The 17,779-nt window shown below is 62.9% G+C and carries 21 protein-coding genes; 17 read left to right on the forward strand and 4 right to left on the reverse strand.

Annotated features, from left to right (window positions below; all coding sequences use genetic code 11):
- Nucleotides 1-6: 6 nt before the first annotated feature.
- From V1475_RS17635 to V1475_RS17650, 4 genes are read right to left on the reverse strand one after another with little or no spacing between them, the layout of a single operon-like run.
- Nucleotides 7-405: a lysozyme inhibitor LprI family protein gene (locus V1475_RS17635; protein WP_479413791.1), complete on the reverse strand. Its 399-nt coding sequence runs from the start codon at nt 403-405 to the stop codon at nt 7-9.
- Nucleotides 402-707 (reverse strand): urease subunit beta, encoded by a 306-nt coding sequence (locus V1475_RS17640; protein WP_479413792.1) that lies wholly within the window; start codon nt 705-707, stop codon nt 402-404. The genes V1475_RS17635 and V1475_RS17640 overlap by 4 nt, the downstream gene beginning before the upstream one ends.
- A 39-nt stretch (nt 708-746) precedes the next feature.
- On the reverse strand, nt 747-1,049 hold the full coding sequence (locus V1475_RS17645; RefSeq protein WP_066703978.1) for an urease subunit gamma: 303 nt from the start codon (nt 1,047-1,049) through the stop codon (nt 747-749).
- A 15-nt stretch (nt 1,050-1,064) separates the two neighbouring features.
- Complete coding sequence (locus V1475_RS17650; RefSeq protein ID WP_479413793.1) at nt 1,065-1,889, reverse strand: urease accessory protein UreD; 825 nt, start codon at nt 1,887-1,889, stop codon at nt 1,065-1,067.
- 162 nt (nt 1,890-2,051) lie between these two features.
- On the opposite strand from V1475_RS17650, the gene pyrC reads away from it, so the two are divergent.
- The 17 genes from pyrC to V1475_RS17735 all read left to right on the forward strand — a co-directional run bounded on the left by pyrC (nt 2,052) and on the right by V1475_RS17735 (nt 17,690).
- Nucleotides 2,052-3,092, forward strand: coding sequence for a dihydroorotase (pyrC, locus tag V1475_RS17655; RefSeq protein WP_479413794.1), 1,041 nt, complete (start codon nt 2,052-2,054; stop codon nt 3,090-3,092).
- 15 nt (nt 3,093-3,107) lie between these two features.
- The gene (locus V1475_RS17660) at nt 3,108-3,788 is read left to right on the forward strand and encodes an orotate phosphoribosyltransferase (protein ID WP_479413795.1); all 681 of its coding nucleotides are present in this window, start codon (nt 3,108-3,110) and stop codon (nt 3,786-3,788) included.
- Between the two features lie 206 nt (nt 3,789-3,994).
- Nucleotides 3,995-5,527 carry a replicative DNA helicase gene (locus tag V1475_RS17665; RefSeq protein WP_434286565.1) on the forward strand — a complete coding sequence of 511 codons (1,533 nt, stop codon included), beginning with the start codon at nt 3,995-3,997 and terminating at the stop codon, nt 5,525-5,527.
- 63 nt (nt 5,528-5,590) lie between these two features.
- Nucleotides 5,591-6,202: a hypothetical protein gene (locus tag V1475_RS17670; RefSeq protein WP_479413796.1), complete on the forward strand. Its 612-nt coding sequence runs from the start codon at nt 5,591-5,593 to the stop codon at nt 6,200-6,202.
- A 64-nt stretch (nt 6,203-6,266) separates the two neighbouring features.
- On the forward strand, nt 6,267-7,307 hold the full coding sequence (alr, locus tag V1475_RS17675) for an alanine racemase (RefSeq protein ID WP_479413797.1): 1,041 nt from the start codon (nt 6,267-6,269) through the stop codon (nt 7,305-7,307).
- A complete protein-coding gene (locus tag V1475_RS17680; protein ID WP_479413798.1) occupies nt 7,304-8,089 on the forward strand; it encodes an MlaE family ABC transporter permease in 786 nt (261 codons plus the stop codon). The genes alr and V1475_RS17680 overlap by 4 nt, the downstream gene beginning before the upstream one ends.
- A complete protein-coding gene (locus V1475_RS17685; protein WP_479413799.1) occupies nt 8,086-8,835 on the forward strand; it encodes an ABC transporter ATP-binding protein in 750 nt (249 codons plus the stop codon). Before V1475_RS17680 ends, V1475_RS17685 begins: the two co-directional genes overlap by 4 nt.
- A gap of 4 nt (nt 8,836-8,839) precedes the next feature.
- Complete coding sequence (locus V1475_RS17690; RefSeq protein ID WP_479413800.1) at nt 8,840-9,283, forward strand: paraquat-inducible protein A; 444 nt, start codon at nt 8,840-8,842, stop codon at nt 9,281-9,283.
- Nucleotides 9,284-9,336: 53 nt separating this feature from the next.
- Nucleotides 9,337-10,707: a DNA repair protein RadA gene (radA, locus tag V1475_RS17695; protein WP_479413801.1), complete on the forward strand. Its 1,371-nt coding sequence runs from the start codon at nt 9,337-9,339 to the stop codon at nt 10,705-10,707.
- A gap of 26 nt (nt 10,708-10,733) precedes the next feature.
- Nucleotides 10,734-11,288 carry a CvpA family protein gene (locus V1475_RS17700; RefSeq protein ID WP_434286551.1) on the forward strand — a complete coding sequence of 185 codons (555 nt, stop codon included), beginning with the start codon at nt 10,734-10,736 and terminating at the stop codon, nt 11,286-11,288.
- Nucleotides 11,289-11,453: 165 nt separating this feature from the next.
- On the forward strand, nt 11,454-12,926 hold the full coding sequence (gene purF / locus V1475_RS17705; protein ID WP_479413802.1) for an amidophosphoribosyltransferase: 1,473 nt from the start codon (nt 11,454-11,456) through the stop codon (nt 12,924-12,926).
- A 103-nt stretch (nt 12,927-13,029) separates the two neighbouring features.
- On the forward strand, nt 13,030-13,563 hold the full coding sequence (locus V1475_RS17710) for a hypothetical protein (RefSeq protein WP_479413803.1): 534 nt from the start codon (nt 13,030-13,032) through the stop codon (nt 13,561-13,563).
- Between the two features lie 94 nt (nt 13,564-13,657).
- Nucleotides 13,658-14,176 (forward strand): DUF2199 domain-containing protein, encoded by a 519-nt coding sequence (locus V1475_RS17715; RefSeq protein ID WP_479413804.1) that lies wholly within the window; start codon nt 13,658-13,660, stop codon nt 14,174-14,176.
- 31 nt (nt 14,177-14,207) lie between these two features.
- Nucleotides 14,208-14,876, forward strand: a complete 669-nt coding sequence (locus V1475_RS17720; protein WP_479413805.1) for an SDR family NAD(P)-dependent oxidoreductase — start codon at nt 14,208-14,210, stop codon at nt 14,874-14,876.
- Nucleotides 14,877-15,001: 125 nt separating this feature from the next.
- Nucleotides 15,002-15,784: a 5'/3'-nucleotidase SurE gene (gene surE, locus V1475_RS17725; RefSeq protein WP_434286544.1), complete on the forward strand. Its 783-nt coding sequence runs from the start codon at nt 15,002-15,004 to the stop codon at nt 15,782-15,784.
- Complete coding sequence (locus V1475_RS17730) at nt 15,784-16,425, forward strand: protein-L-isoaspartate(D-aspartate) O-methyltransferase (protein ID WP_479413806.1); 642 nt, start codon at nt 15,784-15,786, stop codon at nt 16,423-16,425. Before surE ends, V1475_RS17730 begins: the two co-directional genes overlap by 1 nt.
- Before the next feature lie 83 nt (nt 16,426-16,508).
- The gene (locus V1475_RS17735; protein ID WP_434286541.1) at nt 16,509-17,690 is read left to right on the forward strand and encodes a LysM peptidoglycan-binding domain-containing protein; all 1,182 of its coding nucleotides are present in this window, start codon (nt 16,509-16,511) and stop codon (nt 17,688-17,690) included.
- Nucleotides 17,691-17,779 lie beyond the last annotated feature (89 nt).

Consider the following 17,779-nt stretch of genomic DNA (forward strand, 5'->3'; position numbering starts at 1 on the left):
TCCCTCTCAGTTCATCTCGTAAACGGCGCGGATGTCTTCGGTCCGCCGCCGTGTGATATTCTCTAAACAGCGCGCGACAATCATCGGCTCCATAGAGCCGCCACGCACCAGAAATCCGGTCGCCTCACAGACCTTGTCGCGATAGGGAATCCACGCCCTCTGCGCCTCGCGCAGCGCATCCGAGGCACAGCACAGCTCCTCGGACAGGCCCAGATCCCACTCTTTCGCCACCGCCATGGCGTTCTGATAAGCCAGATTGAGATCCTCATCCGCCGCCCTGTAGTCGCGCCCGGCGCAGATGTTCATCTCCGTCTGGGTCATCGCATTGGCGCAATCGACCTCGGCCTCCTGCGCCAAGGCCGGAGCCGCCAGAACGGCCAGCGATATGATCGCAAACCGGATCACAGCTTGCCCATGACCTTCTGGTTGAACCCATAAACCTCACGCGCCCCCGCCAGAGGCACAAGATCGACCTCCCGCGTCTGCCCCGGCTCGAACCGCACGGCGGTCCCGGCGGCAATATCAAGCCGCTTGCCCTTCGCCGCCGCGCGGTCGAACTCAAGCCCCACATTGGTCTCGTAGAAATGGTAATGCGAGCCGACCTGCACCGGGCGGTCGCCCGTGTTGGACACGATGATCGTCGTCACTTCCGCCCCCGCGTTCAGCTCGATCTCGCCGTCCTGAATGAAATACTCACCGGGTATCATCGGCGCGCCTCCTGCTTTCTGATGGTCCAAATACTCAAGTCAACGGATCGGGTGGTGCACGGTGACGAGTTTCGTCCCGTCCGGGAAGGTCGCCTCCACCTGCACTTCGTGAATCATCTCCGGCACGCCGGACATGCATTGTTCGCGGGTGATCACATGCGCGGCCGCCTGCATCAGTTCCGACACCATCTTGCCGTCGCGCGCGCCCTCAACCACGAAATCGGTGATCAGCGCGATGGCTTCCGGGTGGTTCAGTTTCACGCCGCGCGCCAACCGATTGCGCGCCACCATGGCTGCGACCGAGACCAGCAGCTTGTCTTTTTCTCTCGGCGTCAGGTTCATTCCCGTCCCTCGCTGTCACATTTGCCAGACACGCGGCAAATCCGCCTGTCTGATCGTCTTCAAAACTTGCGCCACATAGCGACGCAGAGGATAGCCATCGGGTGCCATCGCCCGGATCACCAGCTTACCGTTCCAGCCGGACACCCCGGCGGTCACGCCCTCATGCTGGATCGGTTTCACCAGATCGGCAAGCGCTTCCGCCCCCGGCGCGAACAGCCCCACGGTGGCAATCGCCCGCGCCCCCGACAAAAGCGCCGGATTGTCCCGGAGCGCCACAAGCCCGGCGTCGATCTCCAGCGGTTCGATGAACTCCGGCCGCCCGGCCCGATGAATTTCCCGGCGATCCGACAGGTGCAGCGTCTCGATGGTCTCCCCCATCGCCGCGCGTCCCAGAACCACCATTTCCGAGAACAAAAACCGCGCATCGCCCGCGATCTCCGCCGTGGTTCTGCGCGTCAGCCGCGCGGTCTCGAACAGGATCGTCTCCTGCGGCAACCAGTCGAGCCGCGCGCCTGCCCCGGCATGGAGGCTCACGGACACTTCGGCATCCGCCCCACCCGCAACAGAGGCATAAGCCCGTTCGGCGGTTTGCGTCGTGCCGACAAGCGCCCCGCCATCCTCAACCTCAAGCCGGTACTCCAGCCGGTCTCCGGCGGTCAAGCCCCCGGATGTATTGAGAAAAACCACCTCAGGAACGGCGCTGTGCACCTTCGGCAACATCGCCTTGGCGGAGCCCTGTTGATACAAATCCTTCAGCCCCCGCGCCCCCATCACCACATGGGCACGCCCACGCACGCGCTGCAAGCGGGCGGCATCACTGGCGTGGGGCGTGTCGAGCATGAAATCCTCCGGGTCGGCCTCGACCCTAGCCGCGCGCAGCGGGGGGCTTCAATCCCGGAGCGAAACACCGGGGCGAAAAACTGACCAGAGGCTTAAAAAATAAGCGCAACCGGGGCCCCGCACCATCTGGCGCTTTGTCCCGGATCGCGCTAAGGCAAAGCCATGACCGACACACTCACGCTCCGCCGCCCCGACGACTGGCATCTTCATCTGCGCGATGGCGCGATGATGGAGGCCGTTCTGCCCGAAACCGCGCGCCATTTCGCCCGCGCCATCGTCATGCCGAACCTCGTGCCCCCGGTGGTCACGGGCGCGGAGGCTGCGGCCTATCGCGAGCGCATTCTCAAGGCCAATCCGGGCCGCGGCACCTTCGAGCCGCTGATGACGCTCTATCTCACCGAAGCGACCGATCCCGCGGACGTGGCCGCCGCCCATGCCTCCGGTCTGGTGAAAGCCGTGAAACTCTACCCGGCGGGCGCGACGACCAACTCCGCCTCCGGCGTGCGCGATTTCGACAAGGTGCGCCCGGTGCTTGAGAAAATGGCCGAGATCGGCCTGCCGCTCTGCACCCACGGCGAGGTCGTCACCCCCGAGGTCGACATCTTCGACCGTGAGGCCGTGTTCATCGACACCGTGCTCGATCCGATCCGCCGCAAGACCCCCGGTCTGCGCGTGGTGATGGAACACATCACCACCAAGGACGGCGTCGATTACGTCTCCGCTCAGGGCGAGGACATGGGGGCGACGATCACCACGCATCACCTGGTGATCAACCGCAACCACATCCTCGTCGGCGGCATCAAACCGCATTACTACTGCCTGCCGGTCGCGAAACGCGAAACGCACCGCCTTGCTCTCGTTGCCGCCGCGACCTCGGGGGATGCGCATTTCTTCCTCGGAACGGATTCCGCCCCGCATCTCGATCACGACAAGGAAAGCGCCTGCGGCTGTGCCGGCTGCTTCACCGCGACCAACACCATGTCGATCCTCGCCGAGGTGTTCGAGCGCGAAGGCAAACTTGAAAACCTCGAAAAATTCACCTCGATCAACGGGCCGACGTTCTACCGCCTGCCGCTCAACGAGGCGACGATCACGCTCCGCAAGGGCGCGCCCGTCACCTACCCGGCCAAGATCGACAGCGCCAATGGTCCCGTGACCGTATTCGACCCGCAGATGCCGCTCCACTGGAGCGTGGACGCCTAAGACGAAGGACCGATCATGATCCCCTCCTCCTTTCCCGATCAAACCGAAATCGCCCGTCTGACGGCGCGCATGCTCCTGGAAATCGGCGCGGTGAACTTCCGCCCGGAAGAGCCCTATATCCTCGCCTCCGGTCTGCCCTCGCCGACCTATATCGACTGTCGCAAGCTGATTTCCTTCCCGCGCATCCGTTCGACGCTGATGGATTTCATGGCGATCTCGATCATGCGCGAAGCGGGCTTCGAGGCGTTCGACAACATCGCGGGCGGCGAAACCGCAGGCATCCCCTTCGCCGCACTGGTCGCCGACCGTCTCGGCCTGCCGATGACCTATGTGCGCAAAAAGCCCAAAGGCTACGGTCGCAACGCCCGGATCGAGGGCGAAATGTCCGAGGATCAGCGCGTCTTGCTGGTCGAGGATCTGACCACCGATGGCGGCTCGAAACTCTCCTTCGTCGACGCGATCCGCGACACCGGCGCGTCCTGCAACTGGACGGCGGTGATCTTCTACTACGGCATCTTCCCGGACACCGAAAAGCGTCTGGCGGATCACGGCGTCAAGCTGATCAGCCTCTGCACCTGGTGGGACGTGCTCGAAGAGGCGAAACGCCAGAAAACCTTCGATGCCTCGGCTCTGGCGGAGGTCGAGCACTTCCTCGGCGCGCCGCACGCCTGGCAGGAAAAGCACAAGAAAGCCTGACCCCGGCCTGTTGCGAAAAATTTGAGCGCCGCCCCAATGGGCGGCGTTTCGCTTTGGCCTCAGGCAGTTACCCGCCATGCCGCAGGGCAGAAAAGTTTTCCACAGGTTATACACTTTGAAACACCTGTCCGGGACGGGTAATCAGAACGGACCCGCAAGCACGACGCGACTCGCGGGATCAAACCAAGTGAGCAGGAACCGGACGCATGAGCGAAATCGCCAATCTTCAGGATATGCGCAAAGACGACGAGTCCACCGCAAAGCCCGCGAAGGGTCTCGTGATCACGCCCTACGAGGGCGCCGTGCCGCATAATATCGAGGCCGAGCAACAGCTTCTGGGCGCGCTTCTGACCAACAACGACGTGTTCGACAAGATCGCCTCGATCATCTCGCCCGAGCATTTCTTCGATCCGGTTCACAAGGATATTTTCGAGAAAGCTTCCGAGCGCGTGTCGAAAAACATGCTGGCCTCGCCGGTGACGCTCAAGGCCTATATGGAAGATCACGAGGGCCTCAAGGAGCTGGGCGGTCCGGCCTATCTGGCGCGGCTCGCGGCTTCGGCGATCTCGACCTATGCGGTGCGCGACTATGCGCAGTTGATTTACGATCTGTTCCTGCGCCGTCAGCTCATCGAGCTTGGCAATGAAATCTCCGGCTCTGCCGCCTCCGGCTCCGACACCCGCGACCCGAGCGAGCAGATCGTCGCCGCTGAGCAACGGCTCTATTCCTTGGCCGAACAGGGCAAGGGCGAAACCGGCTTTACCTCTTTCCTCTCCGCCGTGACGCAGGCCGTTCTGAACGCCAACGCCGCCTATGAACGCGGCGGCGGCATGGCCGGGATCGCCACGGCGCTGATCGATCTCGACAAGAAAATGGGGGGTCTGCACCCCTCCGACCTGATCATCCTCGCCGGGCGTCCCTCGATGGGGAAAACCTCGCTCGCGACCAACATCGCGTTCAACATCGCCAAAGCCTATAAAAAGGGCACCCTGCCCGATGGCAAACAGGGCGCGGTCGAGGGCGGCGTTGTCGGCTTCTTCTCGCTCGAGATGAGTTCCGAACAGCTCGCCGCGCGTATTCTGGCCGAAGCCTCCGAGATTTCCTCGCACAAGATCCGCCAAGGCGACATGACCGAAGAGGAATTCCGCCGCTTCGTCGACGCCGCCAAGACGCTCGAATCCTGCCCGCTTTACATCGACGACACGCCCTCGATCCCAATCTCGCAGCTTGCCGCCCGCGCGCGGCGTCTGCAACGGACCCATGGGCTCGATCTTTTGATCATCGACTACCTGCAACTGGTGCGCGGCACGTCCCGGACCGAGGGCAACCGGGTGCAGGAGATCGGCGAGATTTCCATGGGTCTGAAAGCCATCGCCAAGGAACTCAACATCCCGGTGATTGCGCTGTCGCAGCTCTCCCGGACGGTGGAATCCCGCGACGACAAACGCCCGCAGCTCTCCGATCTTCGTGAATCCGGCTCCATCGAGCAGGACGCCGACGTGGTGATGTTCGTTTACCGTGGCGAATATTACAAAGAGCGCGAAAAGCCCGATGACGACAATCTCGAAGCCATGGAAAAATGGATGCAGGACATGGAGCGCCTGCACGGCAAGGCCGAAGTGATCCTCGGCAAACAGCGCCACGGCCCCATCGGCACGGTCGAGCTGAGCTTCGAAGCGCAGTTCACCCGCTTTGGCAACCTCGCCAAGGAACTCCACAACAATTTCGACTACGAGTAAGCCCCGCGAGGCCCGGCACGGGCTTCGCATTCTCTCTGTTTGGTTTCATAGCTGTTTGGTTTCATGGTACAAAACGCACCTTCCCCGTCTCTCCCGATCCCGAAAGACGTTCTTTCGCTGTTCAAATGGCTTGCCTCCGTCACCGGCGCGACGCTCTCCGTTCTGCTGGCGGTGGCCTCCCAATCCGCGGATAATCAGGGCTTCTTCCTGCTCACCCTCTCAGGCGCGTTGCTGATCCTTCTGATCTTTCTGATCTTTCTCTATCTGGCGTTTTTCACAGGCCTCGTTGCCGTCTCGGGCCAAGGCAGTGCACGCGACAAAAAAGCATGGCTGCGCAACCGGCGCTTTCTTGCGGCTCTGCGCAGTCACCGCGCACAGCCCCTGCCTGAGGCAGGCCCCTGGAAACGGCTCACCTCGCGGCGGGTGCTCGCGCATCTCTGGTTCCACAGGGTTCTCCCCGCCTTTCTCCTGTTGATGGCGATCCCCATGGTCATCGTCCCCATGCTTCAGCTCTTTCTGGGCGCAGACCAGATTTCGCTCGACATGAAACAGGCCAAACACATGATCCGGCTCGAAACCTGCCTGCGCACGCTCGAGCTTCAAAAAGAGATTTCTGCCCTCTCCGAAAGCGATCCCTTCGACACCGACCCCACCGCCTGTGCCAGCTTTCGCTGATCGCACAGGCTCCCTGTCATTTTAACCCTTGCGACTCCCCGCGGGAGCGCCAATACAAAAGGCCATGGGCACCTCTACTCTTCATATCGATCTCGAAGCGCTCGCCGCGAACTGGCGCGCGCTCGACAAACTCTCCGCAGACACGGTGGAAACCTCTGCGGTGGTCAAGGCCGACGCTTACGGGTTGGGGGTCGGCAAAGTCGCCCGCGCCCTGATGAAAACCGGCGTGAAATCCTTTTTCGTCGCCGCCGCCGAAGAAGGCGTCGCGCTGCGCGAGGCGGTCGGACCGAAACCCTGGATCGGTATTCTCGGCGGCCACATGCCCGGCGACACGGACATGATCGGCGACATGGGCCTCGTTCCCATGCTCAATTCGCTCGACCAGATCACCCGCCATTTCGAGGCACTGCCCGGTCGTCCCTTCGGCATTCAGCTCGACACCGGCATGAACCGTCTCGGGCTTGAGCCCGTTGAATGGGAGGCGGTGAAGGATCTGGTGATGAGGGCGAAACCCGATCTCGTCATGAGCCATCTGGCCTGTGCCGATGAGCCCGAGCACGAGATGAACGCCTATCAGCTCAAAACCTTCCGCGAGATGACCGACGGGCTGGACGTGCGCCGCGCCCTTTCCGCGACCGGCGGCATCCTTCTGGGCCCCGACTACCATTTCGATCTGGTGCGCCCCGGCATCGGCATCTATGGCGGCCTGCCCTATGAGGACGGCAAACCCGTCGTCCGCCTCGAATGCCCGGTGATCCAGACCCGCGATGTGCAGCCCGGCGAAACGGTCGGCTATTCCAACATGTGGACCGCCGAAGTGCCCTCGCGCATTGCCACGGTCGCCTGCGGCTATGCCGACGGCATCACCCGGCTGATCTCCAACAAGGCCGTGCTGTTCGATGGCGAGACCCCCTGCCCACTCGTCGGCAAGGTCTCGATGGACCTGATCACCGTGGACATCACCCATCTCGATCAGGTGCCGCGCTCGCTCGATCTCTTGTGCGCGCACCAAACGGTGGACGATCTCGCCACCGTCGGCCAGACCATCGGCTATGAAATCCTGACCTCGCTCGGCGCGCGCTATCAGCGCCGCTATATCGGATGAGCGTGATCGCCCGGCCTCTGGCCGCGCTTGGCGCGGGCGTTCTGTCCGCGCTGGCGACGGTGGGCCGGGTGGCGCTTTTTGCGCTCGCCGCCTTTCGTCATATCCTGACCCCGCCGTTTTACGGCCGCGAATTCCTGCATGCTTTGATGCATGTCGGCTATCTGTCGCTGCCCGTCGTCGGCCTCACCGCCGTCTTCACCGGCGGCGCGCTGGCGCTTCAGATCTACGCCGGCGGCGCGCGGTTCTCCGCAGAGCAAGTCGTGCCGCAGATCGTCGCGCTTGGCGTCGTGCGCGAACTTGGCCCGGTGATGGTCGGGTTGATGATGGCCGCCCGCGTCACCTCCTCGATCGCCGCCGAGATCGCCACGATGAAGGTCACCGAGCAGATCGATGCTCTGGTGACGCTCTCCACCGATCCTATGAAATACCTCACCGCGCCCCGCGTCTTCGCCGGTCTCGTCACCGTGCCGCTTCTGGTCGCAGTGGGCGATGCCATCGGCGTCTTCGGCGGCTGGTTCGTCTCCGTCCAGTCGCTGGGTTTCAACCCGGCGGTTTACCTCAAGAACACGGTCGATTTCCTTGAGCCGAACGACATCGTTTCCTCGCTGGTCAAAGGTGCCGCCTTCGGCGTCATCGCCACCCTGATGGGCTGTTATTTCGGGATGCACTCGGGGCGCGGCGCGCAGGGCGTGGGCCAGGCGACGAAATCCTCCGTCGTGGCCGCAGCCGTCTTGATCCTCGCCGCCAACTTCCTTTTGACACAGGCGTTTTTCGCGACATGATCCGCCTTCACGACGTGCATAAGGCCTTCGGGGCGAAAGAGATCCTGCGGGGCGTCGATCTCGATGTCGCCAAGGGAGAAAGCTGTGTCATCATCGGCGGCTCCGGTACCGGCAAATCGGTGACGCTGAAATGCGTTCTGGGGCTGGTCCGCCCCGATCGCGGCACGATCATGGTCGATGGCGAGGACGTCACCAAAACCGGCGACCGCGATGCCTTCCTCGCGCGCTTCGGCATGTTGTTTCAGGGCGCGGCCCTGTTCGACAGCCTTCCGGTCTGGCAAAACGTCGCCTTTCGCCTGTTGCGCGGCTCGCTCAAGCGTCCGCGCGCCGAGGCCAAAGAGATCGCCATCGAGAAACTGCGCCGCGTCGGCATGGGACCGGATGTCGCCGATCTCTACCCCGCCGAACTGTCCGGCGGGATGCAGAAACGCGTGGGCCTCGCCCGCGCCATTGCCGCCGATCCGGAGATCATTTTCTTCGACGAGCCGACCACCGGCCTCGATCCGATCATGGCGGGCGTCATCAACGAACTGATCCGCGAAATCGTCGTCGAAATGGGCGCAACCGCCGTCACCATCACCCATGACATGACCTCCGTGCGCGCCATCGCCGACAAGGTCGCCATGCTGCACCGGGGTAAAATCCGCTGGCACGGGCCGGTGTCCGAGATGGACACAGCCGACGATCCCTATCTGCGCCAGTTCATCACCGGCTCCCCGAACGGTCCGATCGAGACGCTGCGGTAGGGCCATGACCCCGCTCCGCCTCGCCAATCTCTCGCTCCTCGTCCTCTTCCCCATTGCATGGGCCGCGCCCCTGATGCGCGCGGGGCTGCTGCCGCTTTTTGGCCTGTCGGAAATTTCCGTCCTTTCGGGCATCGTGAGTCTCTGGGACAAGGACATTCCGCTGGCCCTCGTGGTCATCTTCTTCGCCCTGATCGCCCCCATCACCAAAGTCATCGCGCTCGAAGGCCTGCTCTCCGGTCGTCTGCCTGCCCGCGTGAAACCGTGGCTGTTTCGGCTCGGGCGTCTGGCGATGGCCGATGTGTTTCTGGTTGCGATCTATATCACCCTCGCCAAGGGCATCGGCGTCGGGCGGGTCGAAGTGGGTTGGGGGTTGTATCTGTTCACGTTTTGCGTGCTGACCAGCCTTGGATTGAGTATTTTTGCAGCAAAGGAACAAGAGACCGCTTGAACCGGCGGGGCTTGAAAGACTAGAACGAAGCAAGAACAACCCGGGAGCCGCAGATGGCCAAGGCACAGAAGAACTTCGTTTGCTCCAATTGCGGGGCGGTGACCAACAAATGGTCCGGGCGCTGCGACGGCTGCGGCGAGTGGAACACGATCTCCGAGGAGAAACCGCTCTCCTCCGCCGGGCCGACGACGAAAACGCTGGGCGGCATGCGCGGCAAGGAAATCCCGCTGACCACGCTTGCCACGAAAGAGGCGCCGCCGCCGCGCACCGCCTGCGGGATGGAGGAATTCGACCGGGTTCTGGGCGGCGGGCTTGTCCCCGCGTCGGCCATTCTGGTGGGCGGCGATCCCGGCATCGGCAAATCGACGCTTTTGTTGCAGGTGGCGGCGCGTTTCGCGGGGGCGGGGCTGAAGGTGATTTACATCTCCGGCGAGGAGGCCAGCGCGCAGGTCCGGATGCGGGCACAGCGGCTGGGGCTCGAAGAGGCCGCCGTGCAGCTCGGCGCGGAAACCAACCTGCGCGACATTCTCACGACGCTTGAGGCGGAGCGGCCCGATCTGGTCATTATCGATTCCATCCAGACCATGTGGGCCGACAATGTCGAAAGCGCGCCGGGGTCGGTGTCGCAGGTCCGCGCCGCCGCGCACGAACTTGTGAGCTTTGCCAAGACCCGTGGCGTTTCCGTCGTCCTCGTCGGACATGTGACCAAGGAAGGCCAGCTCGCAGGCCCCCGCGTGGTCGAACATATGGTCGACACGGTGCTCTATTTCGAAGGCGAGCGCGGGCATCAGTTCCGGCTTTTGCGCGCGGTGAAAAACCGCTTCGGTCCGGCGCATGAAATCGGCGTGTTCGAAATGACCGGCGACGGGCTGTCAGAGGTGACGAACCCCTCCGCGCTCTTTCTCTCCGAACGCGATCAACCCGCCCCCGGATCGGTGGTTTTCGCCGGAATCGAGGGCACAAGGCCGGTTCTCGTCGAGTTTCAGGCCCTCGTCGCCCCCTCGCCCCATGCCCAGGCCCGTCGCACCGTCGTGGGCTGGGACGGCTCACGTCTTGCGATGATTCTCGCCGTGCTGGAGGCGCGCTGCGGCATCCCCTTTGCCGGGCTCGACGTCTACCTCAACGTCGCGGGCGGCATGAAGGTCTCCGAACCCGCCGCCGATCTCGCCGTCGCCGCGGCCCTCCTCTCGGCCCGCGAAGACGCCGCCTTGCCGAAAGATTGTGTGGTTTTCGGGGAACTTTCGCTCTCTGGCAGTCTCAGACCGGTCGGTCAAACCGAAAACAGGTTGAAAGAAGCGCGAAAACTTGGTTTTTCCTCAGCCATCGCCCCGTCGCAATCGAAAGCGGGCGAAAACAGCGGCATGGCGATCCGTCAGATGAGCGATCTGGTGGGCTTTGTCGGAGAGGTCTTCGGCGCGGGTTAACGCGCCCAAAAACGAGTGAGGCGCCCATGGACGGCTTTACAATCATCGACGGCATCGTGGCGCTGGTCATCATCGTCTCCGCCCTTCTGGCCTATTCGCGCGGGTTCGTGCGCGAAGGCATGGCCATCGCAGGCTGGATCGTGGCCGCCGTGCTCGGCTACATGTTCGCCCCCAAGGCCGTGCCGCTGATCAAGGAAGTGCCCTATCTCGGCACCTACATCGCGGATTCCTGCGAATTGTCGGTGATCGCCGCGTTTTTCGCGGTCTTCGCACTGGCGCTCATCATCGTCTCGGTCTTCACCCCGCTGTTCTCCTCCGCCGTGCAACGCTCGGCTCTGGGCGGCATCGACCAAGGGCTTGGCTTCCTGTTCGGCGTGGTGCGCGGCATTGTCCTCGTGGCCATCGCACTTGTGATCGTCGATCGCGTCTCCACCGGCGATCCCATCGACGTGCTGGAAAACTCCCGCACCGCCAAGGTCTTCGCCCGCTCGCAGGACAAGATCGACGAAAGCCTGCCGGATAGCGCCCCGGGCTGGATCACGCAACGCTACGAGGCCTTGGTCTCGACCTGCACCGAATGACAAAAAGGGCGGCCCGCGGGTCGCCTTTTTCATATCCGCGCAAGACGCGTGCCCCCTCTCACAGAAGATGTGACAAAAAGCTATGTGATCCTTTCGTGACACTCGGGCTTTGAGGGCTTAAAGGAGGGGCGAAAACGCCCGCCACAGGATTCGGAGCCAGGCTTCATGCGCACCATGCCCCCGTCTCACCCGTTCGACGATGACAAACTCAAGGAAGAATGCGGCGTCTTCGGCGCGGTCGGCGTCACCGACGCCGCCTCCTTCATCGCACTCGGTCTGCACGCCCTGCAACACCGCGGTCAGGAAGCCGGTGGCATCGTCACCTACGATCCCGAAGCCGGGTTTCATTCCGCCCGTCGCTTTGGCTATGTCCGCGACAATTTCACCTCGCAAAAGGTGATGGAAACCCTGCCCGGCTCCATCGGCATCGGCCATGTCCGTTACTCGACCGCAGGCTCCAAAGGCACCACCGCGATCCGCGACGTGCAACCCTTCTTCGGCGAGTTCGCCATGGGCGGCGCGGCGATTGCCCACAACGGCAACATCACCAATGCCGAGGCGCTGCGTCGCGAGTTGATCGAGCGCGGCTCGATTTTCCAGTCCAGCTCCGATTCCGAATGCATCATCCACCTGATGGCCCGTTCGCTGCAACGCAACATCCCCGAGCGGATGAAAGACGCGCTGCGCCGGGTCGAGGGGGCCTTCTCCGTCGTCGCCATGACCCGCACCAAACTCATCGGTGTGCGCGACCCGCGCGGCGTGCGTCCGCTGGTTCTGGGCAAGGTCGGCGACAAGGGCTATGTGCTCTCGTCCGAGACCTGTGCGCTCGACATCATCGGGGCGGAATTCGTCCGCGAGATCGAGCCCGGCGAAATGGTGGTGATCTCCGACACCGGCAAGGTGACAAGCTCGAAACCGTTCGAACAGCAGGCCTCGCGCTTCTGCATCTTCGAACATGTCTATTTCTCGCGCCCCGACAGCATCCTCGAAGGCCGTTCGGTCTATGAGACCCGCCACCAGATCGGCGTGGAACTGGCGAAAGAAGCGCCCGTCGAGGCCGATCTCGTCTGTCCAGTGCCGGACAGCGGCACCCCTGCGGCCATCGGCTATGCGCATGAAAGCGGCATCCCCTACGGCATGGGCATCATCCGCAACCAGTACATGGGCCGGACCTTCATTGAGCCGTCCGAACAGATCCGCAACATGGGCGTGCGCCTGAAACTCAACGTCAACCGGGCGCTCATTCGCGACAAGCGCATCATCCTCGTCGACGACTCGGTGGTGCGTGGCACCACCTCGCGCAAGATCAAGGACATGCTTCTGGACGCCGGTGCCGCCGAGGTCCATTTCCGCATCGCCTCTCCGCCCACCATGTGGCCGTGTTTCTACGGCGTCGACACCCCGGATCGGGACAAACTTCTGGCCGCCAAGATGTCGGTCGAGGAAATGCGCGACTATCTCGGCGTCGACAGCCTTCAGTTCATCACCCTCGACGGGCTCTACCGCGCCGCCGGTGTGGCTGCGGGGCGCGATCCGAAAGCCCCGCGCTATTGCGACGCCTGTTTCTCCGGCGAATACCCGGTGGTGCCTTCCGATATGATCGCCAAGGGCTTTGCGATGAAAACGGCGGCGGAGTAACACCGGTTTCACAAAATCCATGCGCCGCCGGTCCAGCCCTCTGGACCGGCGGCTTTTTTTATGACGAGTTGATCTCAGGCGAGGCCAGCTGAAGGGACCCTCATTGCTCGATCCGCATGTCACGCGTGCCCGTATCACCCAATGCGACGGGACACTGGAAATCACCTACCCTGCCAAACCGGAACTCTACGGCAGAATTTTCGTCATCATCTGGTTGCTCATCTGGAGTGCCGGAGAAATCGGCATGTTTCTTTTCCTGATTTCGGGACAGGCAACTGCTTTCACGCGTACAATCCTCTTTGTCTGGCTGGCCCTCTGGTCCTTCGGAGGGTTCGTAGCCGTCACCTATCTGATCTGGAACATCGCAGGCCATGAACGCCTGACCATATCGCCAAGGCACGGCACGCTGACGATCACGCGCAGCATGCCATTTTGGACCAAGAGCAGCACTTTCGATCTGAGCAATGTGAGAGATTTTCATGTCGACGCCGACTGGGAGGACAGAGATGAGGACGATCCGCGTGACAATCACGGTCTCATGTGCGCCCCGGCAGCCTCAAATTCAACTGCGGGCCCCAGAGACTGGGGTTCGGACTGGAGATGCCACATGGCGAGGCCGAGCACCTTCTCGGCCTGATCGGTCAGGCTTTTCCCTAGCTCCGCGCGACAAAACCGTGATGGATTTCGTCGCAAGGCAGCGTTAAAAGCCCTCGAAACATGATGGAATGCATATGACCTCTCTTCTCGATCTCGATCCCCGCTGGCGAGCGCTCACCGACCCGGAGGGCGCCTTTGGCGGCGTGATCGACATCGGCTTCGATCATCCCTCCGTCTGGCCGCATGCGACCCGTGGCGACGCCCCCTTTGTCAAAGAGGGCGACGATCAGCTTGCCTCCGAGCTTTGCCGTCTGGGGGATGCGCGGTACTTGCGCGCCACGCTCATCCTGCCCATTCGCGGCGCGGACGAGGCGCTGATGGTGGCGCTTTGGGTCGCGGTGCCACATCCCGTGTTCTACGACTATCTTGAGCTTCTGGACGGCGGCCCCGTGCCCGTCGAGACCCCGGCCCATCTTGCCAACGATCTCTCGCCTCTGCTCGCTTTGGACAGTGCCGTGACCCTCACCTTCGGCGACGGCTCCGCGCGCCCACAGGTGGAAGGGCCTGAAACCAAAGAGATTTCTCTCGACCAGCTTCTCGATCTCTACGAGGCCACCGGGACACTCGCGCGCAGCGCGCTCAAACCCTCTTGACCGGCGCGCGTTTTCCGCGCACTCCAACGCCATGACAGAGAACACCAAAATCGCCCTCATCACCGGCGCCTCGCGCGGCCTTGGTTTCTTCCTCGCCGAAGCGCTCGCGCCCGCCTATCACATCGTCGCCGTCGCCAAGACCACGGGCGCGCTCGAAGAGCTCGACGACCGGATCAAGGCCCGCGGCGGTCAGGCGACGCTTGCCCCCATGGACATCACCAACCCGGACGCCATGGCGCATCTCTGTCGCGGCATTTACGACCGTTGGGGGCATCTCGATCTTTGGGCGCATACCGCTGTTTATGCTCAGCTTTTGTCGCCCGCCGACCATATGGACCCGAAAGATTTCGACCGCACGATGACTACGAATGTCATCGCCACCGGCAAGCTGATCCCGATGGTCTCGCCGCTTCTGAACATGGCCGCGACGCCGGGCGACGTGCTGTTTTTCGACGATCCGCATGCAGGCGAAAAGTTCTTTGGTGCTTATGGCGCCTCGAAAGCCGCACAGATTGCCATGGCGAAAAGCTGGCAGGCGGAAACCGCTCATGTCGAAAAGGCCCCGCGCATCCATGTGCTGACGCCCGCACCGATGCCCACCGCGACCCGCGCGCGGTTCTTCCCCGGTGAGGACAAATCCAGCCTGACGCATCCCCGCGACGAGGCCCCGCGTCTTCTGAAACAGGCCCGGCTGCTCTAACAGCCTGCTCTGTACCGGTCTTAAAACGCCTTTTCTGACGTTTGCGCGGCTCTTTTAAGGCCCGTGTCTTGCCGCGATTCCGTGCCTGCTTTAAGGAAGAAGACAAGACAACAGAAAGCGGCCTCATGCGTATTTTGATCACCAACGACGACGGCATCAACGCCCCCGGCCTCAAGACGCTCGAGGCCATCGCAGCCGAGATCGCCGGACCGGACGGGGAGGTCTGGGTGGTGGCGCCCGCCTTCGAGCAATCCGGCGTCGGACATTGCATCTCCTACGCCAATCCGACGATGATTTCCGAACTCGCCCCCCGCCGCTGGGCCGCCGAAGGATCACCCGCCGATTGTGTCCTCGCGGGGCTTCACGACATCCTGCCTGCCCGCCCCGATCTGGTGCTCTCGGGCGTCAACCGGGGCAACAATGCGGGCGAAAACGTGATGTATTCCGGCACCATCGGCGGTGCCATGGAAGGCGCGCTTCAGGGGGTGAAATCCATCGCCCTGTCGCAATTCCTCGGCCCGCGCAATTACAAGGTGGACGATCCGTTCGAAAGCGCCGCCGCGCATGGCGCGCGCGTCATCCGCCGCCTGCTCGATCATGCGCCGTGGGGCGAGGGTGACGATTACCGCCTGTTTTACAACGTGAATTTCCCGCCCGTTCCGGCCTCTGAGACCAAAGACATGGTGATCGCCCGTCAGGGCCGCCGCCAGACCGCAGGCTTTGCCATGGAGGGGCAGGTCTCCCCTACCGGGCGGCGATTTCTCTGGGTCCGCGGTTCGGAACAGGCGGTGGACACCGGCCCCGGCACCGATGTCACCGCCAATCTCGAAGGCCATATTTCGGTCACGCCGATGCGCGCCGATCTGACCGCGCATGACGCGCTCGCCGCTCTGGAGGCCGCCCTCTGATGGCGATGGATGCCGAAACCCAGATGCAATTCCTCTACACGCTCCGCTCCAAGGGCGTGACGGATGTACGCACGCTTTCGGCAATGGAAAAGGTCGACCGGGGCGATTTCGTCAAGGGGCTGTTCACCGCTCGCGCCTATGAGGACATGCCGCTGCCCATCGCCTGCGGTCAGACCATTTCCCAGCCCTCCGTCGTCGGCCTGATGACCCAGACTTTGAACGTGCAACCGCGCGACAAGGTCTTGGAGGTCGGCACCGGGTCGGGCTATCAGGCCGCGATCCTGAGCCACCTCGCCCGCCGCGTCTACACGGTCGACCGCTATATCCGGCTGGTGCGCGAGGCACAGGCGATCTTCGACCGGCTCGGCATCGTCAACATCACCTCCATGCCCACTGACGGCTCCTTCGGCCTGCCCGATCAGGCGCCGTTTGATCGCATCCTTGTGACCGCCGCCGCAGAGGACCCTCCCGGCCCCCTCTTGGCGCAGTTGAAAACAGGCGGTATCATGGTCCTGCCGGTGGGTCAGTCCGATGCCGTGCAGAGCCTGATCAAGGTGACGCGGCTGGAGACGGGTTTCGATTACGAAGAGCTGCGCGCCGTGCGTTTCGTGCCCCTCGTCGAGGGGATGGGTCAGGAGTGAGCGTGACACAGAACCAGCGTCACGAATGTAAAAAAGGACAAAGCCTCCAAGAGAGAGGCGGGGTCCAAACCGAGGACAGAGCCATGACGATTTCCCCTTCCCGCCAGACCCTGCGCCTGATGTTTGCCGGCTGTGCCGCCCTGGCGCTGACCGCCTGCGACAAACCGATCGATTTCGACCTGCGCGGCATGACCGATGCGTTTTCCACCGCGCCCGCCGCGAATGAGGCGAAAACCGTGTCGAAACCGACGCCGAACGCACAGGGCATCGTTTCCTATCCGAATTATCAGGTGGCCATCGCCAAACGCGGCGACACCATCGCCTCGGTCGCCGCCCGCACCGGCCTGCCCGCTGGCGATCTCGCCCGTTACAATGGCATCACCGAAGACGTCACGCTCCGCGAAGGCGAAGTCATCGCCCTGCCCCGCCGTGTCGATGGCACGTCGGGCACGACGCGCGCGGGCACCATCGCCACCGGCGAGCGGATCGACATCACAGCACTTGCCGAGGAAGGGCTCAGCAACGCCCAAACCGGTCAAACGACGACGACCAGCACGACGATGACACAGACGACCGCCTCCGATCCCATCGAGGGCATGGAACCCGTGCGTCACCAGGTGCAGCGCGGCGAAACCGCCTACTCCATCGCGCGCAAATACGGCATCTCCGTGCGCGCGCTGGCCGATTGGAACGGGCTCGGCTCGGATCTCGAAGTCACCGAAGGGCGCTACCTGCTGATCCCGGTGAAGGCCTCCGAGGTCACCACGCAAGAGGTGGAAACCGAACCCGGACAAGGCTCCCCGACGCCCACGCCGCCGTCTGCCTCCGAGCCCCTGCCCGATCCGGCCGCGGCCCAGCCCGCGCCTGCGGAAACCAAACCCGCCGCCGATCTTGGCGCGACGCAGACCAGCACGACCGCAGAAATGGCGAAACCCGTCTCCGGCGCGATCATCCGCGATTACGACAAGACGAAATCGAAATTCATCCTTTTCGCCGCCACGGCTGGCACCCCGGTCAAGGCCGCGAAAGACGGCACGGTCAAGCTGATCTCGACCAATGCCGACGGGGTGAAAATCATGGTCATCGACCACGGCAACGGCTTGCAAACCGCCTATAGCTTCATCGACGACATCGCGGTGAACAAGGGCGACAGCGTCAAACGCGGCCAGACGATTGCCAAGGTGACCGCCAATGAATTCAACGCTTTGCAGTTCATGGTCTTCAAGGGCACACAAACGGTCGACCCGACGCCCTATCTGAACTGATCGGGATTGAGTATTTAGACCATCAGAAAACCTCAAAACCCCGATGCGATTTCCACATCGGGGTTTTTCTTTTTCGGGCTTTCTGATGG

It is taken from the genome of Celeribacter sp. SCSIO 80838, from assembly GCF_056498065.1.